Origin of the sequence: Limnohabitans sp. JirII-31, from assembly GCF_002778315.1 — a bacterium.
Classification (GTDB): domain Bacteria; phylum Pseudomonadota; class Gammaproteobacteria; order Burkholderiales; family Burkholderiaceae_C; genus Limnohabitans.
This window is the reverse complement of sequence record NZ_NESA01000001.1, coordinates 356,437-381,758: the sequence shown is the minus strand read 5'-3', so window position 1 is coordinate 381,758 and position 25,322 is coordinate 356,437. Positions and strand designations below refer to the sequence as shown.

The following is a 25,322-nucleotide window of genomic DNA, read 5'->3' as shown; positions in this document are numbered from 1 at the left end:
AAAATTTAGGAGACACACGCATGACCCCCTCTCACCTCTCACGCCGCCAACTCGTGCTGGCCAGTGCAGGCGCTGCTGCGCTGGGTGCCACGCCCTTGGGCCACGCCCAAATCATGGACAGCGGCAAGGTGGTGAAAGTGGTGGTGGGCTTCCCGGCGGGGCAAGCCACCGACATGGTCACGCGTGTGTTGGCCGAGCGCATGCGCGCCATCACCGGCGACAACTACGTGGTGGACAACCGCCCCGGCCAAGGCGGCAGCCTGGCGCTGGGCCAGTTGGCCAAGTCGCCCACCAACGGCTCGGTGATGATGATTGCCCACATGTCTGCCGTGGCCACCAACCCGCACATCTACAAGAGCGTGCCCTACGACAGCGGCAAAGACTTTGAAGCCGTGGGCCTGATTGGCGACCTGCCCTTTGTGCTGGTGTGCAACCCCAACTTGCCGGTCAACAACCTCAAAGAACTCATTGCCTACGCCAAGGCCAACCCCGACAAGCTCAACAACGCCTCGTCGGGCAACGGCACGGTGTCGCACCTGGCCATGGAAGAACTCAAACGCAAAGCAGGCTTGAAGATCACCCACATTCCCTACAAAGGCAGCGTGGCGGGCTTGACCGATGTGATTTCGGGCAACGTGTCGATGGCGCTGGAAACCGCGTCTGCCGTGCGCGCCCACGTGGAGTCGGGCCGCTTACGTGCCCTTGCAGCGGGCAGCTCCAAGCGCTTGAGCGGTTCACTGGCCTCGGTGCCCACCATGATTGAGCAAGGCTTTGCCGACTTCACGGCTGTGACTTGGCTGATGATGCTCTACCCTGCGGGCACCTCGAAAGACCTGGTCAAGACCACCTACAACGCGCTGCACAGCGTGATGGCGCAACCCGACATGGAACAAAAACTGGTGTCGCTGGGCCTGCAACCGCGCACCAGCACCAGCCCCGAAGAAGCCGCTGCCTATTTGCGCAGCGAACTCAAAAACTGGGGCGAGATTGTCAAGCGCAGCGGCTTGGAAAAAGAATAAGCCTGCCGCGCCCAAGCCCCAATGCACTTGGGGCTTGGCTCCGTGCTTTAAGCGGCGCGCACCGCCACCGTCATCTCGCCAATGCCAGCGAACGAGGTGGTGATCACATCGCCCGGCACCACCGGCGCCACGCCTTCGGGCGTGCCGGTGTAGAGCAAGTCGCCGGGCTCTAGGCTGTAGTACGACGAGGCAAACTCAATCAGCTCTGGAATGCCAATCAGCAAATCGCGTGTGTTGGCTTGTTGGCGCAACTCGCCGTTGACGTGCAATGAAAAATCCATCTGGTCGGCGTGGCCAATTTCATCGGCGGTGACCAACCAGGGGCCGAGCACGCTGTAGCTGTCAATCGACTTGCGCAAGCTGCGCTCTTGCGGCCCACGCACCGTCATGTCGAGCCCCGTACAGTAAGCCGCAATGTGGCCCCAGGCATCGGCGGCTTTGATGTTGCGCCCGCCCTTGCCAATGATGACCACCAACTCGGCCTCGTGGTCGTTGCGGCGGTCCAGGTGCTGCAAGGCCACGCCCGCACTGGCACCGCACAGCGAACTGTTGGCCTTGAGGAACAGACCAATTTTTTGGATTTCCAAAATTTGGTTGTTGTGGTGAATCTCGGCTTGCTCGCGGGCTTCGTCCAAATGCTTTTTGTAGTTGACCGGGGCCGCCATAATCTTGCCCGGATTGGCCACTGGCGACAGCCAGCGTCGCCCCGCCAACGGCAGCTTGGGTGCAGTGGGTGCCATGCGCGTGATCTCGGCCATCACCGCAGGCAAATGCGTGATCAGCAAATCGTTGCGTGGCAAGGGGTAGTGGCAGGTGGGCAGCACCGACAAAGCGGCCGTCACATCGCGCACACCATCGGCCTCTACCAGGCCGAGTTGGTCGTTGTCGAATCTACAAATTTTCACAGGCAATTCCTTTGGAAGTTGCTGTGTATTTTGCTACGTTGAGAGAGGTGGTTAGTGGGGGGATGTCTCTTAGGAAACCGGGCGGGTAGCGGTTAAGAAAAGCTCATAAAAGGTTTGAGCATTTCGGTCATTGTCCTTTTGTGAAGGGTCGCTTTGCGGCGGTTGCAGTCATCGATCGTTGCAAGTTGAACTGCAGCCATTGACCGTCAAGAGACGCTCGATCGTTCGTACGATAACCGGACGTTCGAAATGGCGATATGCAAAATCCGCAGCGTCCCGATCCAATATTGAGTGTCGCCTTACCTCTGTACAGCGGGTCAGATAGGCTAGCAAAAACTCCCGCATAGCAAACTTGAAGGCTCGTGCGCTGAGTGCTTCAGGGCTTCAGAACCTCGTCTTCTATTGCTCGGGCTAGGAGAGTAGCTTAAGCCCAAAGGGTGGAAGCGGCCAGAACAGCATCAACAACCTCAGCCACACCGGTAGCAGCACGCCCCTCCAGTACCACGCCCATCTCCATCGAGTGCTCCAAAGAGGCGGCCGTCACATTCGACGAACCGAGGTAGGCTGCGCTCCTGTCACACAGCACCGCCTTCGCATGGAAGGTCTCGCGACCGCCCTCCTTGCGCGGAATCGAGTAGTTGAAGACACGTATGCCGTGCGCCTTGAGCCACAGCGAGATAGCGTCAAAGCCGGACGGATAGTCCTTCCGCATGTCGTCTTCCAGGCTGCGAAGAATCAGGGTACGTTCGACTCCCGGCGATGCATACGACAGCATCTCCCGCAGCCAGGCAGCTCCGGTGCTGTCAAAGAACGGCGTCATGACAACCACACGTCGTCGAGCCGCTCGCACCATGCCGTGGAAGGCGTTCTCAGTGGCCTCCAGTTCGGCAGTTCGCCATCCCAGTGCCGAGAGCTTTTCCTCCAGCACGCTGGGCCGCGGCGGCTTGGTGAGCACCACCCGCGCCAGAGTCGCGTCGCGATGCACCGACGACCGATAGTGCTCCACAGCATGAAGGGCGAAGGCCAGGCGCGGGAAGCGCTCGTGCATACCGTTGCGCGGCTTGAATCCCGCGGGCGTCGATTCCACGAGCCCCAAGCGGGCTGCGCATTCGAGATGGCGCTGAGTCGCACCTTCTTCGGTGACGTTCAGTTGCGCTGCATCGACGAGCGAACGGGCTGACTGCACCGAGTCGGCTGGCAGCTCCGCCCAGGCCTCCAGCACCATCGCGGTGAGCCCAGCCTTCTCAGCCAAACCGGCCAGAACGGACTGCTCGAACGCGGTCAACCTCTGCGTCGCCATCCCGGAACACCTACGGCTTGGCCATATCAAGGTAGCCGCGAATCGGCGCGCCCCGCTTGTCGAGGCGAGGTCTGCCCCCGATGGACCGCAGAACCGACCTTGAGAGCAACTTGTTACCTGCAATACACGATGTCTCCGGCATCATCACGCAATCAGGACAGGCGCCGCCGCGCTCCGTGCACAGCGAGCCCGTGCCGCACTGCGTTGCCTTGGGGCCGAGCATCGCAGTCAGCATCGGCGGGCCGGCGTTGCGCCAGAGTGCAGACAGGTTGCCAAGGTCCATGGTCGTGCCGTTGCGATAGACCACGAAGGCCAGGTCGGCAGGGAAGATGTACTCGCCCAGCGAGCCCAGATCCAGGCCGGAGTACTCCGACACGTGCTTCATCAACAAGTGCGAATAGCTGTGGAGCAGGGTGTACAAATAGAGATAGACCGGCGGGGTCGTGGTCTCCGGCAAGTTGTCCAGGAACGGACTCATCGGCTGTGCCACACCGAGCAGGCCCGCGCCAATCTTCTCGCCCGCGTTCAGCGTAAACATGTCCGGGCACTTCAGGCTGCGCAGCCATTCGAGAACAAGTTCTTCCTTGAGCCGCACGTACAAAGCCTCGTTGCCCTGTTGCACGACGTAAACGGGATACCGCGTGCTGTCGTTCTGCTTCACCGGCGGGAACAGGTTAAGGCGAACGGGCATGTCCATGCCCCGCTTCTCACGCAGGATGGGCGTCGACTCCATGCGCGAGTAGCCGAAGCTGAAACGACACAGGTCGAACTCACGGATGATGCCCATGTCCTCCAGGCCGAGCTTGTCGAGCAAGGCACGCGTCGCGTCCTGCACCTGGTCCGTCTTGTCCTTGTCCTCCGGCGCGAGGTCCTCGTCCAGCCGAATGAAGGACACGTAGGGCTTCTTTCCGTTGGTGCGCGTCTCCACGTCCAAGCGCGTGTTTTTGAGGGCTGCATGTTCCACCGCCAGGCGGAAGGGGTCGAACTTGGATGCGAATGTCGACTGTCTGTTCTGAAGGTTCGATACCACCGACACCGGAAGGTCGACCTTGGGCAGCAGAATCTGTCTCTGGCGCAGGTCTTCAAGAATGCGCTGCCGATTGTTATAGGCCAGGTCCAGCAGCCCCTTCATTGCAGTGCGGGCAGGTTCGGGAAAGGTCTCCAGCTGCGGCTCGACGGCCTTAATCTGCCCCACGGCGCTCAGGTAGTCCGCCAGGTCCTTGGCACATTCGGGCTTACCCTCGCAGGCTTTCTGCACATCCTCATCCGTGATGGGCTGCGCTGCAAAGCCATACTGCTTAGCCACGAAGTCCTTGAGCTCCGCCTCCCGACCCGGCCTTAGGCGTGTGAGCAGCTGCTGGCTGCCGTCCTTGAAGTCGATGAACAGGTCCGACTTGACGTAGTACGCGCTCGACGAGCGGTAGGGTGTCGCCTGCATCCGCACCTCGGTCAACCGGTCCGGCCCCATTGCCGGCCCAAGGATGCGTAGGGTGTCACGGTCGTTCTGCAGCCACTTGGGCGACAGCGGCTTGTCGCATGCGGCGCACTCGAAGAACCAGTCACCGATGCCGGCCGAGCGCCGATTCAACTTGAACAGGTAGCTCCCGCAGACGCAGTTGTCGCGACGCTTGACAACCCTGGCATCGCGGTCGCTCCAGTGCCATTGGCCCGGAAAGGCTGCCTCCCAGTGACCAGACCAGTGCACGAAAACGACATCAAGCTGCTCCCAGTCGCACTGGCCTTTTTTCTTAGGGTTAGGGCAGTGGTCAGGCGTGAGGGTCCCGAGGGCCTTGTCCAGCTCTGCAAGGGTCTCATAGTCCTGGAACATCCTGCAGGTGCGGCACACGAACGACAATGGCGCTGGCGTGTACTCCATGTGCGAGGGGCGGCACAGGTAGAAGCGGTCCTGGCCCGGCAGCTGAAATTCTGTCCTGGTCGGGTCGAGTAGGGCTTGGTCGACGCACTGCGCCGGCAGGATGCGGGGCTTTTTCGCGTCACCGTCGCGCGCAGACGAGGCGGTATTGAACCAGGCCCGCCCCAGCTCGTTCATCCGCTCGAACACCAAGTCCATCGTGGACTCTGAGAGCTGGATGGGCTCGCCAGCCGAAGAGCGGGCAATGCAGGCCCCCATCCCGCCCTCGAAGGTGAAGAAGCTCTCCGGGGCGTAGGCCGTCGCGAGCTGGTTGCGCGAGCGGTTCATTGTCTTGGCTTTGGCCATCTTGTGTCTCCCTCAGCTCCGCACTTCCGTGGCGCTATCTGTCGAATCGATGTCGGCGCCGGAGCCTCGCCGAATGAAGGTCATCGCGCGAGCTGTCGCCCCATCCGCCACGCGCTTGTAAGAGGCATCGGCGCCCGACTCGTGGATGAGGCCTGGCTGGTCCACGTCGCGCAGCGACGTCATTGGTCGCAGCAGACTGTTGCGCGCCGCAAAGAACTGCACGAGGCGAGTGCCGTTCACCAGCCGGTCGACGTTCAAGTCCTGTTGGTAGTGGATAAGCTGCCCCTTGAGCAGCGAACGGTAGTAGTTCTTGCCTTCGGGGGATGGCGAGAAGGACAGACCAAGCGCCTTCTCCAAGAAGGCCTCGGTGGTCTTCATGTTGGCCTGCACGGCCAGGAAATCCCGCACGTCGGGCGCCATGGCAAACATTGGGCTGTTGCGTTTCTTGTCGTCATCCGATGCGCACAGCCGCTCGATGGCGTTGATGCCGCAGACATACTCCTGGAAGAAGCTTGGCATCACCCGCACCAGCGCCTTCTCGGCCCAGCGGTCGACGGCCGCCGGCAGAATCATCCGCTCCAGGAACCGGTGGAAGATGTCGTGAATCTCCAGCACGAACCGGTCACGATACCGCTGCGGCACAGGCACCAGCAGCGAGAAGCCCACATGCGTGCGACCGACGCGTGACGACGCCTGGATGTACTCCGCGATATCCGACGGGATGCCCGCGAAGAACATCGCATTGAACTCTTCCACGTCGACCCCGTGCGAGATGGCTGAGGTCGCGATGACCGACCGAAGGGTGTCATTCAGTTCCGGGAACGGCTTGTTGACACCGACTCGTGTCTCGGCCCGCCGAACGATGTCTTGGATGTCCGCGGCCGAGACTGCCCCCGATATGAGTTCCGAACTCAGGGTCTGGTCGGCATAGCCCTCGACCTGGTGCAGCTTCTCGAACTGGACTTTCTCGGTATCAATAACCTGGTCGCCACCTTTTTTGTTCGTGACGTAGGTCAGAGCGATACGGTGCAGGTCCACCAGCGTAAGCAAAGTGGCAGCATCCGCGCCTGCCAGGAGCCTGACGAACTGGGCCTGCAGGGGTCCCGGAGACACCCATCGAATCAGTTCGTTGCGGGCCGCCTCCTCCTTGGTCGGTTCGTCACTGCGTAGGCGCTCGTACAGGCCGGTGAGCATCACGTGGTAGTGGCCGAGCACCGACGCCATCGCCACGGTATGGCGATGTCCGTTGGTCAGGACCGAGGCGTAAACGCGCGCCCAGTGGCTGCGCAGCTCCACGTCGCCCGCAGGTATGGCCGCCCGCTCTGTGTCGTCAGACGTAGCGTCGGGTCGGTGGGGCGTCGCGTAGAACGAGTCGTAGAGCGTGGGCCCCGGATACGGGAACTGGACCGTGTTGTCGCGCTGATAGAGGTTCCGCATCTGGCGCTGCGGCTCGCTGACCGTGGCCGACGCGGCAATGACCTTGATTGTTCGACGGACCGTCGACTCGGGCTCGTACGAGAGGTGGCCTTTCAACAGCGGCGAGAGTTGGTCGAGCGCCGCCTCCAGCGCCGACTCGAACAGACCCGAGAACGTCCCCAGGGACTCGTCCAGCAGGTGGGCCTCGTCCTGAATCAGCAGGGCCGGAAACGGGTCAAAGAACCTCTTTTCGCCTGAAGCGAACGAGGGGAACAGGGCACGCGTGCCGGCGCCCGGGTGACCATCCCAGTCCTTGGGCTTCATCGGCACGTATAGGCGCTCGCTGCCGGTCTCGACCAGCGGCGCAAAGCCGAACATCCCGAAGAACTTGCGTATGGTGCCTTGCGACTGACCGATGGCAGCGAGCTTGTCGACGGTACCCAGAAGAACGGACGGCGCCAGGTCGTAGATATCTTCGTCGACAATGAAGAAGGGCAGCGGCGTTGGCTTGGCGTACCGGGCGTTCCAGGAGCACTTTTCTTTCGGTGCGGTGCAGTAGTGCCCCATTGCGTTGTCGCAATTGCCCGAGTGACGACGCAGTGCTAACAGGCTACCGTCCTTGTTGCCGCAGAACGGGCATGACGACAGTTTCAGCCAGCGCTCACGCGCACCCTTGTAGGGCTGAACGTCCTTGTGCTTGGACTCCTCACAGGGGGCCACTTCGTCGTCGCTGGGGACTTCGTTGTAGCCGTCTTCGGAATGCCAATTCGGCGTGTTGCTGCCTCCAACCCAGAAGCCGAGCGAGAACGGCTCGCCAGGATGGCCACGCGCGTGTCGGACCTCCTCGGCCGCACCCATCGTCGCAAATGTGCGGCGCGCTTGCTGCAAAGTGAGCAGGCGTAACGGGTAGCGCATCAAGGCCGATACGCCTCGATGCTTGTCGCGGAGGCGGTCGAGGAAGAGCACGAACGTAAGCAGGCCCAGGAAAGCTTCTGACTTGCCACCACCGGTGGAGAAGTACAACAGGGTCACAGAGTTGGCATGCTTGGAAACCTCGGGCGTGTAGAAGCTGTGGAATTCGGGGATGCGCGTTGCGAATGCCGGAATGGACGCCAGGATGAAGGCGAGCTGGAAGAGGCGCCACTCGTCATAGCCCTTCGACTTCGCCACCTTGGCCATCGCGGTGCTCATCGACACCCACGCCTCGAAAGGGATGCCGAGCGGCGACTTCTGGATGCCAGGTCCGCTCCAACTCGCGCGGGACTTCTCCAGAATGTCCAGACCGCAGCGGATGGCATCCCGTTCACGACGCCACGCCGCAAGGTCCAAGTGCAGCTTCTCCTTCTCGGCTGCCAGCTGCTCCGACGCATTCGGTCCGTCGAGGCCCTGGCCCACGGGATGCTTTTCGACCTTGGTCAGCCAGGCCTCGTAGGCCGTGATGAGCGGTTTCAGGCCGTCCAAGCAGTCGGGTTGCGACAGCTTCTCGATGTTGCGCTCGACGGCACCATCGGTTGGGATGATGCGCGGTAGCACGTAGCGCGGCGCCCACGTCGTGGTCAGCCGGTGCAGTGCGCCATCGACAGTCAGCGTGATTCCGCCGTTGAACCCGAGCGCCGGATATTTGAGGTATTGGTTGTATCGGTAGGACGGCTTAACGCGGTCCAGACGGAGAAACTGGTGGTCGACCGCCGGCACGGCCGTGGTCACCGAGACCTGGAAGAGTGAGGGCTCCAGCTCCTTGAAGTTGGTCTTCGTGAGCGGAGCGGTCCAGTTCTCCAGCACTACGTGGACGGTCACGCGAGCCGCGTCGACCGGGTCTGACATCGCCTGAACGACCCAGCGCAGCTCAACCTGCGGCACGATGACTGCAAGGCCCGAGGCGCGCACCCGCTCCAAGTAGCCCTTCCAGTCGCGCACATCGGATGGCCGGATTCGCGTGCGCCGGTACCCCCACAACTTGCCGCCTGTCTCAGGGTTTGAGCTAGCGGCCCAGTCGGCGAGTTGCTTGGCGATGGCCTCGTTCAGCGCATCGGTCGCCTTATTGGCGTCTGCCTCGGCTGTCGCCGGCGTGAACTCGAAGGAGGGCAGCATGAGCTCGAGCCGGAGCCATTTCGGTGGCGGAGGGATATCGTCTGCCAATCCGTCAGGCGTTGTCTGGCCGACGGCAACTTCCTGGACCGGGCGTGCCTCGCCTTCCTCGCCTTCCTCGCCTTCCTCGCCTTCCTCGTCGCCTTCGACGCCCTCTACCTCTGCCTCCACCGGCGCGCGGTCGAGCCGGTTGTCGAACGGTAGGTCCATCGACTCGTACACGGCCTTGCGAGCGTCGTAGCTCTTCGCGGCCCACTCCGGGTGCGTCTTGCCTCCTGGTAGTTCGGCGGCGATCTTGCCGAGCGCGTCCTTGACCTTGGCGCGTATGTCAGCTCGGGCCTCTCGCGTCAAGGGGAACGTGGCCTCCAGCCGACCCCCAGGCTTCACTTCGTCCTCGGTTGGCAGGATGCGGACGTATACGGCGCCCGCCAACGACACACCCAGCTTGCTGCTTGTGGCAGCCGAGCGAACCTGGAAGTCCATGCCGTGCGCACTGATGCGGATGGGGTCTGCCTCCTCGTCGCCTCCTCGTTCCTCGGGCGGCATCGGCACAATGAATTCCGACATCAGCGCCGCACTCGGCTTGGCCCCGTAGATAACCTTGTAGAAGTCGCCTCGTCCGGCGAGTCGCGCCGACAGCCCATTAAGCAGGCTGTCGACTACGGCTTCCTTGCAGGCCGGGTGGATGTCGCGGGGGTTCTTACTGAGGATGGGCACTTGTCTCTCCCTTCTTGCTTGTGGTCACCCGCGCCGGTGGCGGCACCACTTGTTCAACTCGATAGACGCAGCGCAACGCCTCTTGCTGCAGCTGCTGGATGACTTCTTCAGACACCTTGCGGTATGCCGCGGCGCTCTCCGGTTGGAACAGAATTTCAGCGTACCGGGCGACTAGCTCTCGCCCCAGGTCCTGGTTCAGCCGCCGGGCCTTGCGCACGAAGCCCCAATGCTGCTCGGCCGCCTCGTTGCTGATGCCCAAGGCCTTGCAGAAGACTGTGAAGTACTTGGAGTCCTTGGAGGCGTGGGGCCGTGTGTCGTCCTTGGTCTGCAGGGCCAACCAGTAATACACCCGACCCGGCCGGCAGTCCCCGGCCTTCGGGTCCAGTTCGACCATCTTGGCGTGAATCTCGCGAGCCAGCGCCGACCGTTTGGTGGACGTGAACATCAACGCGCATCGCCGCTGAACATCCTCGTGGTAAAGCTTGAGCAGCATGCGCACAGGGTCCACCACGGAGCTCACGCCTTCGCCATTAAGTTGCAGCGACGACTCCAGTTTGGCCCGCAGCTCGTCGCTCATGTCGAAGATGAAGTCGCCGGGTTGGATGGCGCTCGCGGCTGCCCGTCGGAAGGGAGGGTCCTCGTCGGGCACGTGGCGATAGACCCAGCCGGAGGCATACGCACGGCCACCACCCTCCAGGTCGAACTTGTAGTAGGCCTGCTCGACGCTTTTGCCGTTCGGCCCGTTGTCATCGAACTTGAACGTGAGGGGCATCTCACGAAGCCTGCTGATGACCAGCGGGTTAGGCACGTCTGCAAGGCGCCGCTCCAGCTCTTGAGCCAGTAGACCGATGCGGCCGCGGTAGGCCTTGAACGCGTCCACGTCCTTCATGCTGGTGAGCGCCGTGAGCGTGGATTCAGCCTGACGATAGGCCACCAGCACCGCAGTGCCGTGCGGCACTTCCGGATGCGTCACAAGGATGCGAAGTACGTCGGGGTTGATGCCGACGAAGGTGAAGTGCTTGCCTTTGCGATCGCCCGTGAGCGTCTTGCCCACGGCAGAGAGCGTGTGCCACTCGATACGCCCTTCGGCAGCGGCCCAATCCGCCCCAAGCTTGCGCTGCAGGAAGCGATGCGCCAGTAGCACGTACCGGTTGCTGGGCAGTACCAGCGAGATGCCTTGTCGGCTGGCAACTGCGTGTTTGCGAACTTCGGCCAGCATGCGAGACGCCATCGGCGTGGCGTCGCTCCAATCGTCGAGGAGCTTCTCAGCCTTGGCGATGGCCCGCGCAACAGCGTCGCGCACCGCGTTCAACGCGCCGGAGTCGAGCACCGAGGCGAGCTTGAGCTTCACGGGCGTCCAGGCGTTTTGCTGGCTTACGTAATCTCCTTCACCGGCCTCTGCCGACGCCACAGTCAAGTCGGTGTATCCCGCCGGCATGTTGGACAGCCGCAGGATGTACATGCAGGCCTCGAGCAGTGCCTGGTAGGCAGGGCTCTCCTCGCTGCCGGCCGAGGCGGTCAGACGTTGGAACGCGAGCGCGAGCTGGGACGCATCACGGTCGATGATGCTCACGCTGAAGTTCGAATTGCTCCGCTGAGCAGGCTGCCAATCGGCGGCAACCGGGTGCGCTGACAGCACCGCATCCTCGGATTCAGCGGCCCACACATTTGTCTTAAACGTCCCCGCGGCATCACGGAGTTGGGCCCGCAAGATAAAGAAGGACTTCGGGTCGTCGGTCACGATGACAGCCCCGGTATCAGAGAACCCGTTCTCTTTTGCGAACGACAGGAAGTCGGGGATTCGCTTGACCGCGGCGTAGTTCGTGCGCATCGCGGCGTCCGTTGCATCCAGCAGCAGAACCTCCGGGCGTCCCAAGCCCTTCAAGGCCGTATCAACCAATGCCGCACGCCACGACTCCTTACGCGCTGTGTGGTGCATCACCATGAGGGCACCGGGTGCCTTGATGGGGCTATCCCACTCGAGATTCACCCTCTGGCGCAGGTCGCGTCGAAGAGCCAGGCGTTCGACCTTCGCGAGGGTGCGTTCCAGCGGGTTGGATGTCGTCGTCGCCCAAGCGCGCTTGGAAGGGTCAAAGACGAAGGTCGGAACGAGCTCCGCGAGAGAGGGGTTCGGGGCGCCAGGCGTATGCTGCGTCAGGTCGTTCAGCGCCCACAAGGCGCCAAGGAATGCCGGCGAGGACGTACACGATTGCGCCTCAAACGCGCCGTTCGGCTGCTGCACCCACAAGGTCCGATAAAAAGCGCTCAACGTTTCACGGGTGGCGAGCACGCTATGGAGCGGCGCTCGGCAGGCATGCGTGCCCGGATAGAGCAAGGTACGGACGCCACGCAGGTCCCTGGCGAAAACGCGCTCGACATTGGCCAGCGCGTGCAACAACGGCAGGGCCGTCACCTTCGCCGGCCAGACCAGGCACAGTGTCACCCCACCCTGGTCGGCTGCCGCGAGCACAGCGCTCACGAGCTCCTTGGCCCACGGCTGCTCAGCGACTGTTTCGTTGGCGGTTCGTGACTGGTAAGTCAGGCGAGCATTGCCGGCGCGAACCTGTGCCCAAGGCCGTTGTGGACGTGTCTGGGCAGACGGAGGAGCAGGCGGCACCTCATACCGCTTGGCTGGTGGCTGCTTGCCTCCGATGGGCTTGACAGCGTATTTGCGTGCCCGCTCGGCTTGCTTCTCGCGGGCCTTTGCCTGGTCTGCCTGGCGGTCGGCCAGTGATTTGAATTGAGGCATTGCAATGTCCGAACTATTGTTTGTCTTGTCCAGTCATCTCTCGGAAACGAATCCGAACGCGAGGCGCACTGCTTCCTCCATGGCCCTGCCATCGGCCAGCGCCTCCTTAAGTGCCAGCGGGTCGGGAAGCGCGAGCTGATTGAGCTCGAACGCTGAGACGTTGGTGGCGCCCGAGATGCACCGGAAGCAGCGGTCGACGGCGCGTGTGCTCAGGAGCTTTGCCAGCTTGGTGGTTGGCAGGACCGGCTTGTGGCTGACCGATTCGATGATTACGACGTGGTTCTCGCCGATGAAGCCGCCGTATGTGTCGAAGACGCCCGGCGACACAGCGGCCGCCACAAGCCGCCGCGGCTGGTCGTTGGACGTCACTCGCTGCATGACCACGCATGGCGACGTGACTACTGAAGTGTGCTCCTTGGACCCCAGGTCGACAAAACGATGCTCGCCGTCGTAGGCGGAGGTGTCCTCAAGTCGAACGATGCCGCCCGGGACGATGTCCCGTGACCACATGAGCGGCATCGCGGTGTGCGCTTTGGCCCTACGTGCTTCCAAGAGCGAATCGAACTTGGGTCGCTTGTCGCGATTCCAGACGTACGCCCCGATGCGAACCCGGTAGCCGTAGTCGGACAACCGGAACCTCGACAGGGTGGCTGTCTTGAGCAGGGCCACGTCTGCAACGGAACGAGGGATTGGCCACACTGCGCCAGCGTTGGGTAGAGTGCATTCTCCGACGCTCGTGTACTGACCGCCCCCTGAGACGACCGAAACGTTAGCTCTAATATGTGTGCGGTCCTCTTCGGAGCGGCGGCGCAGCACCGTGAGGGTAGTCTCTTGCTCGACGTCGATGAAAACACCTTGGCGATCGCTGACCATGCCGATGTGCTCTACGTCGGTGTTGCGGATGAGGAACTTGCGTAGTCGTCCGAAGTACTGCCCGGACAGGAAACTGGTGGGAGTTACCAGTGCAGCGCGTCCGCCAATGCGGAGCGAGCGAACGCACAAGGTGATGAAGAGGCAGTACAGATTCGGCTGGGCCTCGATGACATCCGCGTAGGTGGCGCGCAACGGCGCCAGTTCCTCGGCGGTCATCTTGCGGTAGGGCGGATTGCAGACGACGACGTCCAGCGTGCCGAGGTAGGCGGCCAGGCTAGTGAGGGAGTTAGCCACGTGGATGTTGAACGACGGGACGTAGTTCGTCTTCTGGATTTCCGCGTGCAGAGCCATGCACAGGAAGTGCCTGGACAACTCACACAGCGTCTTGTCCAGGTCGCAGCCGTAGAGGTGCTTCTCAATGTGCTTGAGCACCTTCAGCGCCCTGGACCCGCGCGCCGCCAGCGCCGTCCGCATGCGCAAGGCGATGGGCGCCAGAAACGCTGCACCGCCGCAGGCCGGGTCCATGAAAGTCTGTCTACCGAAGTCGACGCCCTGCTCGGCAAGGTCATTGAGCAGGCCCTCGGTCAGTGACGCTGGCGTGAAGAACATCGCTAGGTTCTTCCGATACCCGTCGTCGGCCAGCATAGCGTAGCAAGAGCTCAACCAGTACGTCGCCTCCAGAAAGCTGAGCTCGCCCAGCACCGCCACGAAGGCCGGAATTTGTGGCTCCGCGGCAAGCACCTTGGAATAGGGCAGCAAAGGCTTGGGAAGCGCCGGGAAGGCAGTCTTACACCAAAGCCGAAGCACCGTGCCAACGAGCGTCGCCGCGTCGCATCCGCATCGTTCAGCAGCCTGGCCGAGGGCGCGGATGTTTCGTTTGATGGACAGCTTCGATAACAGCGCCATCAGACTTAGCCCCAACTTCCACTTACTGCAGTCGTCGCATCAATTGGCAACCTTGCGGTCATGCTTCTCTCCCGAGGAACGGTTTTGTTAGTAGGTTCTTTGGTGAGCCGGTTAGATGGTTTGCACGGTAATAGCCACACACCTGATTCTCGAACATGTCAGTTTTCGACTACTACCTTGCGCTCTATCGTTTGCTCCAAACACCGTCTGCGCGGCGGTTATATGCGGAAATAAATCCCTCACCAAGTGCAACATGCAACAGTCTTTTGACAGACAAAAATACGTACTTTTATTCTTCATATTTTTGTTATCTATATTCTGCCTAAATTACAAACCTATAAATTCATCAAAATCTTCAATTAGCAGTTAGAAAACTTATTTTTCTATATACGCCAAACCAAATTCCAATTACTTCGAATCCTATGTTCTTCGTTGTCATACCAAGCTTTCCAAGTAAGGGCACATGACGTTAGCAACGCGGCAATGTTCAGCGGCTTTCCAAAGTTCATCCATCGTGACCTTTTTTTGTTGCCATGCATCTCTCAATGCCTCTAGCGCCACATCAAGTCCAATTTTGTTTCTGAACTTGAAGCAGTCGGCAATCGTCTTGGCAATGTTTGTGACGGGAATTTGCACCACATCACCCACGGCTGTCTGCGTGATGCCTTATTCGATGTCGCTCATTCGAACAATGCGCAAAGGCGGGTGGTTCACCTTGGGGGCTCGGGCTTTTTGTCCAATTGCCACCCACACCTCATCTGCTCTGTACGCGCACCATCTGCCGCCCCACAGAAAACCCCTACCGCCCACCATGCGCCGTGGTGATAGCCTCTGCCCACTCAAACAAGGAATACCCCGTATGTTGAAACACTTGGTGTGGGCCGTGGCCCTGGGTGCATGCAGCTTGTTGCCACTGGCCCATGGGCAAACCGCAGCTGCCAGCTACCCGAACAAGCCCATCAAAATCATTGTGCCCTTCCCTGCCGGTGGCACGTCGGATGTGTTGGCGCGTTTGATTGGCCAAAAGATGACCGACGCCTGGGGCCAACCCGTGGTGGTGGAAAACCGCGCAGGCTCTAGCGGCAATGTGGGTGCCGATGCGCTGGCCAAGTCGCCCCCCGATGGCTACACCTTGGCGTTGATGGATGTGGGCAATTTGGCCATCAGCCCCGCGTTGTACAAACTGCCGTTTCAGGTGCCGACAGACTTTGCACCCATCACCATGGTGGCTTACTCACCCCACTTGCTGGTGGTGCCCAGCAAGCTGCCCGTGAATAACGTGGCCGAGTTGGTGGCCTATGCCAAAGCACAAAACGGCAAGGTCAACTTTGCAGCAGCCGCTGGCATGGGCAGTGCCACGCACTTGGCGGGCGTGATGTTTGCGCAGCGCACGGGCGTGGCCTGGAGCTATGTGCCCTACAAGGGGGGCGCACAAGCCATGACCGATTTGGTGGGTGGCCAAGTGGACGTCACCTTCAATGGCATGGTGGCCACGTACCCGCACGTCAAGTCGGGCAAGCTCAAACTGTTGGCCGTCAGCAGCGCCAAGCGCAATGCCCAAGTGCCCGACACACCCACAGTGGCTGAAACTTTGCCAGGCTTTTTAACCGGCAGTTGGCAAGGCCTGCTGGCCCCCGCTGGCACACCCAAGCCGGTGGTGGACAAGCTGTATGCCGAGGTGCAACGCATTGTGGCGTTGCCCGACATCAAAGAACGCCTGACCACCCTGGGCGCAGAGCCCCTGGCCATGAGCCCCGATCAGTTTGGCCAGTGGCTCAAACTCGAAATGACCACCATGGCCAAGGTGGTGAAGGACGGACAGGTGACGGTGGATTGACGGGCGCAGGCGCAGTCAAAATCACGCCATTAAAAATAACCAAATAGGTTATAATTAATTCATGGAAAAGCGAACCCCGCATTGCAAACTTTCCATCGTCAAAGCACTCGTTGAGACGGGAAAGGTTCGTACAACGCAGTCAGCAAGATTAGGTGCCACTGCATTGGGGTTCGGGTTTCATGACATGTTGGAGGTGGTGAAGGCGCTGACTCCAACGGACTTTTACAAGAGCATGACCACGCATGCCGACCACACGATATGGCAAGACGTATACCGCCCAAGCACAAAGGCAGGAGACGTGTATTTGAAACTGACGGTCGTGGATGACGTGTTGATTGTTTCTTTCAAGGAGTTATGACAATGAAATGTCCAGTCTGTGGTGCGGCGAAATTGATCCATGACACCCGGGATGTGCCCTACACCTACAAGGGTGAAACAACCACGATTCCCGCAGTGACCGCCGATTTTTGTCCTGCCTGTGATGAGTCGATCACAGACATGGCAGAAACAGAGCGCGTCATGCGTGAGATGCAAGCATTCAACAAGCAGGTCAACGCAGCAATCGTTGATCCCAGTTTCATCGTCAATGTCCGCAAGAAGCTGGATCTTGGTCAGCGTGAGGCCGCCGAAATTTTCGGTGGCGGTGTGAACGCGTTTTCTCGCTACGAGAACGGAAAAACCAAGCCCCCGCTGGCACTTGTCAAACTGTTCAAGTTACTCGATCGACACCCCGACCTGCTCAAGGAAGTTCGCTCCGCCTGATCGCAATCAGATGACCACCATGGCCAAGGTGGTGAAGGACGGGCAAGTGACGACCAAGCGCCGTTGACTCACACCAAGTTCCACTGACGGCGCGTCACCTCTTTGAGCAAATGCTGTTTGAAGGCCAAGGCCAATGGCGACAGTTTTTTGCTGGAGGGGTGCACGATGTGCCACGCCGAGGGCAGCGGAAAATCTTCCACATCAATCACGCTCACGCCGTGTTCTTTTTTCAGCCCATGCAGCGCATGGCGTGAAATCACCCCCAACCCCAAACCACCCGCCACCGACTCTTTGACGGCTTCGTTGCTGCCCAGCTCCAGCCGAATGTCGGGCCGGAACTTCATCTTTTTAAAAAACTGGTCGCCCACCATGCGGGTGCCGGAACCGGTTTCGCGAAGGATGAAGCGGCGTTGCGCCAGCTCATGCAAGGGCACAGACTTTCGTTTCACCAGTGGGTCGGCGTTGGGGGCAATCAGCACCAGTGGGTTGGGCATGAACACTTCGTCGCCCAAGTCCATGTCCACCGGTGGCCGAGACATGATGTAGAGGTCGTCCAGGTTGTCGCGCAGGCGCTGCACCACGCCGTCACGGTTCAATATTTCCAGCGACACATCGATGGCCGGGTGCTTGGTGCAAAAGCTGCCTACCAGGCGCGGCATGAAGTATTTGGCCGTGCTGACCACCGCCACCCGCAACTTGCCGCGTGACAGGCCTTTGATGGCGTCTACGTTTTGTTCAAACCCATCCCAAGCCTGGGCCACTGCGCGTGCGGTGGCGGCCAGCTCTTTGCCCACGTCGGTGAGGTAGATTTTTTTGCTGACCACTTCGTACAGCGGCAGCCCGACCGACTGGCTCACCTCTTTCAATTGCATCGAGGCCGTGGGCTGGGTCACATGCATGGCTTTGGCCGCAGCGCTCACGCTGCCGGTGTCTGCCAAGGCCAAGAACAAGCGCAGTTGTCGGAAGGTGATATTCATAGACTTTTATCTATTCACAAGTACATAAAAATCGATTTTACAAGATACACCTGAATTTCTAAGATGGGCGCAAAGGACAACACCCATGAACAACTTACTCGACCCAGCCATTCTCTTTTTTGGGGTGGGGGTGCTGGCAGGCACCGTCAAATCCAACCTCGAAATTCCCCCTGCCATCTCGCGTTTTTTGTCGCTCTACCTGTTGATGGCGCTGGGGCTCAAGGGTGGTTTTGCACTGTCTCACTCTGGGCTCACGGCCAGCGTAGGCACGAGCCTAGGGGCCGCCGTGCTGCTGGCCATCTGCATTCCGTGGGCAGGCTACTGGATGTTGAAGCGCTTTGTGTCGGGCTTTGATGCAGCGGCAGTGGCCGCCACCTACGGCTCAGTGAGTGCGGTGACGTTTGTCACGGCGGTGCAGTATTTAGAAAACCAACAGATCGCCTACGGCGGGCACATGGCCGCAGCCATGGCGCTGATGGAGTCGCCCGCCATCATCATGGCGGTGGTGTTTGCCAACGCGCTGCGCCAAAAGGCCGCAACCGGTGTGGTGACCGTGGGCGGTGGCGTGGCCGCGCTGGGTGGCCCAGCGGGCAAGCCCACGGTGTCGGTGGGCAAGATCTTGCACGAGTCGTTCACCGATGGCGCGCAGTTGCTGCTGCTGGGTGCCATGGTGGTGGGGCTGATCACAGGCGACAGCGGCAAGCAAGCCATGCAACCGTTTTCTGGCGATTTGTTCAAAGGCATGTTGGCGTTCTTCTTGCTCGACATGGGGTTGATGGCTGCGCGCAATTTGCCCCAAGTCAAAGACAAATCGCCGGTGCTGATTGCCTATGCGGTGTTGGGCCCTGTGGTGCACGCCAGCGCGGCCTTGGGGCTGTCGTGGTTGCTGGCACTGCCCGCAGGCGATGGTGCTTTGCTGATGGTGTTGGCGGCCAGTGCGTCGTACATTGCGGTGCCCGCTGTGTTGCGGTTCGCGCTGCCCGAGGCCAACCCGTCGCTGTACTTCGGCTTGAGTTTGGGGGTGACGTTTCCATTGAACATTCTGGTGGGCATCCCCATCTACGTGAGCCTGGCGCACGCTGTTCTTGTTTGACACTCGCATGGCAATTTCTCATCGGCCTTCTTACCAAGGCCTTCAAGTTGCCCTGTTGACACAGCACGGCAAGCAAGACCTGTTGAAGGCCCCGTTGGAGGCCGCCTTGGGCTGCCATGTGCTGCACACCAACGGCTACGACACCGACAGCTTGGGCACCTTCACGGGCGAGGTGAAGCGCCTGGGCTCTCAACGCGAAGCGGCCCGAAAGAAAGCGCAGATCGCGATGGACTTGACGGGCGCACCGGTGGGGCTGGCCAGCGAGGGCGCGTTTGACACCGACCCCTTCACCGGCCTGATGCCCTGGAACACCGAGGTGCTGCTGTGGGTCGACCAGCGCCAAGGCTTTGAAGTGATGGGCCTGGCACATGGGCCCGCACAAAGCGCGCACGCCAGTGTGCGCACGCTGGAGGCACTGCACCAGTTCGCCGCGCAAGCCCAATTCCCCGAGCACCATGTGGTGGTGCGCGCCGAGCCACAAGGTGCGCACCTCTTCAAAGGTGTGTGCACATGGCACGACCTGGACGATGCATTCCGCTTGGTCAAGGCCGAGTCGCCCAACGGCGCGGTGTGGGTCGAAAACGACCTGCGTGCGTATTGCAACCCCACCCGGCAAGCCATGATTCGCAAAGCGGCTGACGACTTGATCCACAAATTGCTGTCTGCCTGCCCCCAATGCCAAGCACCGGGTTACAGCCCCACTCGCCACATCACAGGCTTGCCTTGCCGCGCGTGTGGCCACAACACCCGGCTGCCCATAGCCGAGGTGTGGCATTGCGACAACTGCGGACATGAAGCGCAACGTGCGCTGCAAACAGACCCCTGGGCCGACCCGAGCCGGTGTGATGCGTGCAACCCGTGAGGCCTGCGCTTTCAGCTACCCGCCTATGGGGTGAATGGTTGTCGTGTCAGACCACCCAGTTTTCGACGCGCAGCCCAGGCACGCGGCTGAATTCGCGCAAGTTGTTGGTCACCAGCGTCCACCCCTCTGCCAATGCGTGAGCGGCTATCCAGAGATCGTTGTTGCCAATGGGCAAGCCCTGTTGCGACAGCGTGGCGCGGACATGGCCATAGTGCTCAGCAGCGGCCATGGGCAAGGCGCAGGGTTGAATCATCTGCACCAATTGCGCAATGGTGGCCAAAGCGCGTTCGCGGGATTGGCTTTTTTCGGCACCAAAGCGCAGTTCGCCCACGGTGATGGTGGACATGGCCAATTGCTGTATCGACAGTGCCTCAAACCTGTGGCGCACAGCCGCTGGCTGCCCTTTGGCGATGTAGATGCAGATGTTGGTGTCCAGCAGGTAGCGGGTGGGCGCACGGGCCATTGTCAAAGCTCCTCGCGCTCTTGGGGCGGGGTGTCTTGGCGGCCGTCGGCCATGAAGTCAGCGGGCAAGCTACCCAGCAAGTCAAACACAGCAGCAGCGTTGGCGGGCACTTGGCGCAGCACGACGTCGTTGCCTTGCCGAAAGATCTCGACGCGGTCTTGCTCAAACCGAAATTCTTTGGGTAAACGCACAGCTTGGCTGTTGCCAGACTGAAAAATGCGGGCGTAGGTCATGGTGAATCCTCACACGATGTATATATTTAAAGTATATACATTCGTCCTTAAAAAGTCCAATTCAGACGTTTTTTAAGCCTTCAATATCCCCTGAATTTTTTGCAGATTTTTCAACGTGCGGGTGAGGTGCCGGCGCAGCGCCTCACTGGCCTCGGCGTTGCGGCCTTTTTCCAGCAAGTCCAAGATGCGCAGGTGCTGTTGGCAGTGCTCTTTGTAACGCTGGCGGTCTTGCATGGATCGGTACGACAGCAAGCGGCGCACACGGTTGAGGCGCTGGATGGTGTCGATGAAAAACGGGTTGCCCGAGGCCTCCACCAACGACTCATGAAAGCGCACACCCCGGTTGTGCAGTTGGTCGGGGGTGTCGGTTTCAATACCGCCAGCCAGCAAGTGCAACTCGGCAGCGCGGCAGCTTTGCAGCACCTGGGGGTCGAGGTAGAAGTCGGGCTCCAACAAAGCCGCAGGTTCTAGCGCAATGCGCAAGCGGTACGACTGCAGCAAGCTGTCGGGCGTGGTCAGCATGGTCGAGAACTCCCAGCCATAGCCCGGTTTTTTATGGGCCCAGCCCTCTTGCGCAATGCGGCTCAACACGGCTTGCAGTTGGGCCGTGGTCAAGTCGTAACGGGTTTTGAGCAAGGCTTCTGAACACGCGTTGGGCAAGTTGCCTTGCAGCAGGTCTTCGGCCACCCGAAAGTAAGCGGCGCTGACGGCGTCTGGGGCATGCAGGCCCAGGGCTTTGGCCAATTTGCGGTTGTTCACGTCCACCGCTTTGGCCAAAAAGTAGCCCCGGTTTTTTTCGCGCCGCAACACGCCTTGGCTATGTAGCAAAGCCAGTGCGTCGTTAACGGGCGAGCGCGACACCTTCAAGTGGTCGGCCATGGCTTGTGCGGGCAAGTGGCTGCCCGGCGCCAAGCCTTGGGCGTGGATGTAGGCCACCACTTGGGCTGCGATGGAGGTGTCGGTGCTCATGGCATGCGAGCCTAGCAGGCCTTGTGATCAGCGTGCGCTTGGATGGTGCTGTGCAAGATGGACGGAATCACCCCACCCGCGCGCAGCAAGCTGAGCTCCAGTTGCGTTTCCACCGCGGCCGTGGCCTGAAAGCTTTCTTCGCGTCCATCGGCGCGGCGCACGCACACCGCAATGGCACCCCGGGGTTGCAACAGCTCGGGCGCGGCGTGCACTTGCAGTTGATCGCCCGGTTGCAGTTGCAAGGTGTGAGGGCTCATGCCTGCTGGCATGCGCAGCGGCAAGATGCCCATGCCAATCAGGTTGGAGCGGTGGATGCGCTCAAAGCTCACGGCCAGTACGGCGCGAATGCCCAGCAGACGTTGGCCTTTGGCCGCCCAGTCGCGCGACGAGCCCATGCCGTAGCGCTCGCCCGCCACAAGCACCACCGCGTCACCGGCGTCGCGGTAGCGTTGGGCGGCGTCCCAGATGGGCATGACCTCGCCACTGGGCACGTGCAGGGTGTGCGCCACGGGCAAACCCGGCTGCAACAAATTGACCAAGGTTTTGCTGTGGAAGGCCGCACGCAGCATGACCTCCCAGTTGCCACGGCGTGAGGCAAACACGTTCAAGTCGTGGCGGTCGTCGCCGCGTGCCACCAAGAAGTCGGCCACCAAGCTGTCGGGTGGAATGGCACTGGCGGGCGAGATGTGGTCGGTGGTCACGTCGTCGCCCACCACCAACAAGGGGTAGGCGCTGTAGTGGCCCAGTTGGCTGCCCTCGGTCACGGCGGCAAACGGCGGGCGGCGCAGGATGGTGGAGCGCTCGTCCCACGGAAACAGCGGGCTATGCGGTGCTTGCAGAGCGTGCCACAAGGGGTTGGCAGTGGCGCGTGCAAAGTCGCGCGCGTAGTCGTCGGGGTTGGCACCCAGGGCCACGTGGGCCGCAATGTCTTCGTGCGTGGGCCAAATGTCTTTCAGGTACACGGCTTGGCCGTTGGGCGCGGTTTGCAGCGGCTCGGTGGCCAGGTTTTTTTGGGCGTCGCCACACAAGCCAAAAGCAATGACGAGGGGTGGCGACATGATGAAGCTCAGCTCAAGGTCGGGGTGCACGCGTCCGGGAAAGTTGCGGTTGCCCGACAAAATGGCCACGCCCTTGCACTGGCCTGCCCGCTGCGCGTCGCGCACAGCTGCGGTCAATGGGCCGGTGTTGCCGATGCAGCTGGTGCAGCCGTAGCCCACGATGCCAAAGCCCAGCGCGTCAAGGTCTTCCAGCAAGCCCGCACGCGCCAAGTAGGTCGCCGCCGCTGGCGAGCCCGGTGCCAATGAGGTTTTGACCCACGCAGGCACACGCAAGCCCAGCGCCCTGGCTTTGCGCGCCAGCAGGCCTGCGGCCACCAACAAAGCAGGGTCGGTGGTGTTGGTGCAACTGCTGATGGCGGCAATGGCCACCGGATGGCGTGGCAGTGTGTCGGCTTGGCCATGGATGGCCGCACTCGAGGCACTGACTGCGTTCAGTGAATGACCTGACTGAACTGGCTGACCTAACTGAATTGCCTGAACTGGCTGAACTGAGGAACCCGAGTGACCCGCGCCAACTGAGGGCGTGAAGCCCACCTCGGCCAGAGCCTCGGGCGTTTGCGAATACAGCCACAGGTCTTGCGGGCGGCGTGGACCCGCCACGTGCAGGCCAATGGTGCTGAGGTCGATGGTGAGGGTTTGGGTGTAACGCGGCTCGGCTTGCGGGTCAAACCACAAGCCTGCGTGTTGGGCATAGGCCTCGACCAAGCCAATGGCGGCGTCGGTGCGCCCGGTGGTTTTGAGGTAGGCCAAGGTATTGGCGTCGATGCCAAAGAAGCCCGTGGTGGCGCCATATTCAGGCGCCATGTTGGCCACCACAGCGCGGTCGCCCGCGCTCAGCGTGGACACGCCGGGGCCGTAAAACTCCACAAACTCGCCGGTCACGCCCAGCTGGCGCAAACGCTGGGTGACGGTCAAGGCCAAGTCGGTGGCCAGTGCCGCTGGTGGCAACTGCCCCACCAGCTTGACACCCACCACATCGGGAATGCGCAGCATGGTGGGCATGCCAAACATGACGGTCTGGGCTTCCAAGCCCCCGACGCCCCAGCCCAGCACGCCGATGCCGTTGACCATGGGGGTGTGGCTGTCGGTGCCAATCATCATGTCGGGCACGGCCCAAGTCACGCCCTGCTTGTCTTGCGTGGTGACGACCGTGGCGAGTTGCTCCAGGTTGATGGTGTGCATGATGCCCGTGCCCGGTGGGTGAATGCGCACCCCTTGCAACACCGAAGCGGCCCAGCGTAAAAAACGGTAGCGCTCGCCGTTGCGCCGAATCTCGTGCTGCAAGTTCACCGTCACCGCGTCGCGCACCGCAAACACTTCCACCGCCAGCGAGTGGTCGATGGACACATCCACGGACAAGCCAGGGTTGAGCACCGCAGGGTCGACGCCCGCCTCGTGCAGCGCGTTGCGCATGGCGGCAATGTCCACCAAGGCGGGGGTGCTGGTGGTGTCGTGCATGAGCACGCGGCCCGGTTGAAACGCAATCTCGGCTTCGCTGGTGCCGCTGGGCAACCAATCGAAGATGGCTTGCACGGCTTGCTCGCGCTCGGCACCTTGCATGTTGCGAATGACGTTCTCCAACAACAAGCGCAACACCATGGGCAACTGCTGCAAGCGCTCGCCACAGACCGTGGGCAAGTCCACATACGCATAGGTCTCTTGGTTGACGCTGAAATGGGCTGGGGCGAATGGGTAGGTGTTTTCCATGGCTTGCATTATTGCATTTTACAAATATAAAATGCAATCAATCGTTCACCTCGAAAACACCTCCCCCCCTTTGGAGTCACCCATGTTCAATGTCCGTCGTCAGCTTTTACTCACCGCCATGTGCATGGCAGCGGGCATGGGTGTGTCTGCGCCTGCCAGTGCACAAGAGTTCCCGAACAAGACCCTCACGATCGTGGTGCCGTTCTCGGCGGGCGGTGGGGTCGACACCATTGCGCGGCTGCTGGCCGAGAAGTTGCGCGCCACCTTGAAGCAAAACGTCATCGTCGACAACAAGGCCGGTGGCAGCGGCATGATTGGTGCCATGGCCGTGGTCAAGGCCGCGCCCGATGGCTACACGCTGTTGCTGGGGTCTGCGGGCGAAACAGCGATCAACGCGTTTGTTTACAAAAACAAAATGCAGTACTCGCCGTCAAAAGACTTGGCACCCATCACGCTGGTCACACGCATTCCCAACGTGTTGGTGGTGAGCCCGGCTTTTCCGGCCAAGAACATCGAAGAGCTGGTGGCCTACGCGAAAAAGAATCCTGGCAAGGTGGCCTACTCCACCAGCGGCGTGGGCAACCCGCAGCACCTCAACGGTGAGCTGCTGGAAGAGTTGGCAGGCATCCACATGGTTCACATTCCCTACAAGGGCGCAGCGGGCCAATTGATTGACGTGGTGTCGGGCAACGTGGACATGACCTTTGTGAGCTACACCGCGGCCAAAGGCTTCATCAAAGACGGCAAGGTCAAGGCCATTGCCGTGACATCAGCCAAGCGCACCAGCTTTGCGCCCGACATTGCGGCCATTGCCGAGTACAAGCCCTTGGCCAACTACCAACTGGAGAACTGGTTTGGTTTGTTTGCCCCGGCGGGCACCCCCGACGACGTGCTGCAAAAGCTCAACGCCGCAGTGACCCAAGCCATCAAAGACCCCGAGCTGGCCAAGAAGCTGCAAGACCAAGGCGGCGAGCCCGCGCCCATGAGCACGCAACAGTTCCGCGACTTCATCAAAACCGAGTCGGTGCAGTTTCAGCGCATCGTGGACACCGCCAAGATCACGGCGGAGTAAGAATCTGCGCGCTCTGGTAGAGAGCGTTAAGGTGCGTTCTGTCGGCTGACAGAAAGGTGCAGGCCTGATGCGTTCAGCACAGCCAGCAAGGTCTTGAT

The 25,322-nt window shown here is 61.0% G+C and carries 19 protein-coding genes; 7 read left to right on the top strand and 12 right to left on the bottom strand.

What is annotated here, in order from left to right:
* Positions 1-20: 20 nt before the first annotated feature.
* Positions 21-1,019 (top strand): tripartite tricarboxylate transporter substrate binding protein, encoded by a 999-nt coding sequence (locus B9Z41_RS01845; RefSeq protein ID WP_100144400.1) that lies wholly within the window; start codon positions 21-23, stop codon positions 1,017-1,019.
* Between the two features lie 47 nt (positions 1,020-1,066).
* Here the strand turns inward: B9Z41_RS01845 and B9Z41_RS01840 are convergent, their stop codons facing one another.
* From B9Z41_RS01840 to B9Z41_RS17200, 7 genes are all read right to left on the bottom strand, one after another.
* Complete coding sequence (locus tag B9Z41_RS01840; RefSeq protein WP_100144398.1) at positions 1,067-1,924, bottom strand: fumarylacetoacetate hydrolase family protein; 858 nt, start codon at positions 1,922-1,924, stop codon at positions 1,067-1,069.
* A gap of 424 nt (positions 1,925-2,348) precedes the next feature.
* Positions 2,349-3,209, bottom strand: a complete 861-nt coding sequence (locus B9Z41_RS01835) for a phospholipase D-like domain-containing protein (protein WP_158236115.1) — start codon at positions 3,207-3,209, stop codon at positions 2,349-2,351.
* Positions 3,210-3,234: 25 nt separating this feature from the next.
* The gene (locus tag B9Z41_RS01830) at positions 3,235-5,442 is read right to left on the bottom strand and encodes a hypothetical protein (RefSeq protein ID WP_100144394.1); all 2,208 of its coding nucleotides are present in this window, start codon (positions 5,440-5,442) and stop codon (positions 3,235-3,237) included.
* Positions 5,443-5,454: 12 nt separating this feature from the next.
* Positions 5,455-9,663 carry a DEAD/DEAH box helicase gene (locus tag B9Z41_RS01825; RefSeq protein WP_100144392.1) on the bottom strand — a complete coding sequence of 1,403 codons (4,209 nt, stop codon included), beginning with the start codon at positions 9,661-9,663 and terminating at the stop codon, positions 5,455-5,457.
* Entirely contained in the window at positions 9,647-12,412 is a 2,766-nt protein-coding gene (locus B9Z41_RS01820) for a hypothetical protein (RefSeq protein WP_199172910.1), read from the bottom strand. Before B9Z41_RS01820 ends, B9Z41_RS01825 begins: the two co-directional genes overlap by 17 nt.
* A gap of 33 nt (positions 12,413-12,445) precedes the next feature.
* Positions 12,446-14,191 carry a class I SAM-dependent DNA methyltransferase gene (locus B9Z41_RS01815; RefSeq protein ID WP_100145080.1) on the bottom strand — a complete coding sequence of 582 codons (1,746 nt, stop codon included), beginning with the start codon at positions 14,189-14,191 and terminating at the stop codon, positions 12,446-12,448.
* 435 nt (positions 14,192-14,626) lie between these two features.
* Positions 14,627-14,839: a hypothetical protein gene (locus tag B9Z41_RS17200; RefSeq protein WP_100144390.1), complete on the bottom strand. Its 213-nt coding sequence runs from the start codon at positions 14,837-14,839 to the stop codon at positions 14,627-14,629.
* A 211-nt stretch (positions 14,840-15,050) separates the two neighbouring features.
* On the opposite strand from B9Z41_RS17200, the gene B9Z41_RS01805 reads away from it, so the two are divergent.
* From B9Z41_RS01805 to B9Z41_RS01795, 3 genes are all read left to right on the top strand, one after another.
* Entirely contained in the window at positions 15,051-16,028 is a 978-nt protein-coding gene (locus B9Z41_RS01805) for a tripartite tricarboxylate transporter substrate binding protein (RefSeq protein ID WP_100144388.1), read from the top strand.
* Between the two features lie 61 nt (positions 16,029-16,089).
* Positions 16,090-16,386, top strand: coding sequence for a type II toxin-antitoxin system MqsR family toxin (locus B9Z41_RS01800; protein ID WP_100144386.1), 297 nt, complete (start codon positions 16,090-16,092; stop codon positions 16,384-16,386).
* Between the two features lie 2 nt (positions 16,387-16,388).
* The gene (locus B9Z41_RS01795; RefSeq protein WP_100144384.1) at positions 16,389-16,790 is read left to right on the top strand and encodes a type II toxin-antitoxin system MqsA family antitoxin; all 402 of its coding nucleotides are present in this window, start codon (positions 16,389-16,391) and stop codon (positions 16,788-16,790) included.
* A 68-nt stretch (positions 16,791-16,858) separates the two neighbouring features.
* Here the strand turns inward: B9Z41_RS01795 and B9Z41_RS01790 are convergent, their stop codons facing one another.
* On the bottom strand, positions 16,859-17,767 hold the full coding sequence (locus tag B9Z41_RS01790; protein ID WP_100144382.1) for a LysR family transcriptional regulator: 909 nt from the start codon (positions 17,765-17,767) through the stop codon (positions 16,859-16,861).
* An 85-nt stretch (positions 17,768-17,852) separates the two neighbouring features.
* Between B9Z41_RS01790 and B9Z41_RS01785 the strand changes: the two genes are divergently transcribed.
* A complete protein-coding gene (locus tag B9Z41_RS01785; RefSeq protein WP_100144380.1) occupies positions 17,853-18,860 on the top strand; it encodes a sodium-dependent bicarbonate transport family permease in 1,008 nt (335 codons plus the stop codon).
* Between the two features lie 7 nt (positions 18,861-18,867).
* On the top strand, positions 18,868-19,722 hold the full coding sequence (locus B9Z41_RS01780; protein WP_100144378.1) for a DUF6671 family protein: 855 nt from the start codon (positions 18,868-18,870) through the stop codon (positions 19,720-19,722).
* 46 nt (positions 19,723-19,768) lie between these two features.
* On the opposite strand, the gene B9Z41_RS01775 is transcribed toward B9Z41_RS01780, so the two are convergent.
* From B9Z41_RS01775 to acnA, 4 genes are all read right to left on the bottom strand, one after another.
* Complete coding sequence (locus B9Z41_RS01775) at positions 19,769-20,185, bottom strand: type II toxin-antitoxin system VapC family toxin (RefSeq protein ID WP_100144376.1); 417 nt, start codon at positions 20,183-20,185, stop codon at positions 19,769-19,771.
* A 2-nt stretch (positions 20,186-20,187) separates the two neighbouring features.
* Entirely contained in the window at positions 20,188-20,418 is a 231-nt protein-coding gene (locus tag B9Z41_RS01770; RefSeq protein ID WP_100144374.1) for an antitoxin, read from the bottom strand.
* 72 nt (positions 20,419-20,490) lie between these two features.
* Entirely contained in the window at positions 20,491-21,387 is an 897-nt protein-coding gene (locus B9Z41_RS01765; RefSeq protein WP_100144372.1) for a GntR family transcriptional regulator, read from the bottom strand.
* An 11-nt stretch (positions 21,388-21,398) separates the two neighbouring features.
* The gene (gene acnA / locus B9Z41_RS01760; RefSeq protein ID WP_100145078.1) at positions 21,399-24,152 is read right to left on the bottom strand and encodes an aconitate hydratase AcnA; all 2,754 of its coding nucleotides are present in this window, start codon (positions 24,150-24,152) and stop codon (positions 21,399-21,401) included.
* 82 nt (positions 24,153-24,234) lie between these two features.
* On the opposite strand from acnA, the gene B9Z41_RS01755 reads away from it, so the two are divergent.
* Positions 24,235-25,224: a tripartite tricarboxylate transporter substrate binding protein gene (locus B9Z41_RS01755; protein ID WP_199172909.1), complete on the top strand. Its 990-nt coding sequence runs from the start codon at positions 24,235-24,237 to the stop codon at positions 25,222-25,224.
* Positions 25,225-25,322: the final 98 nt, after the last annotated feature.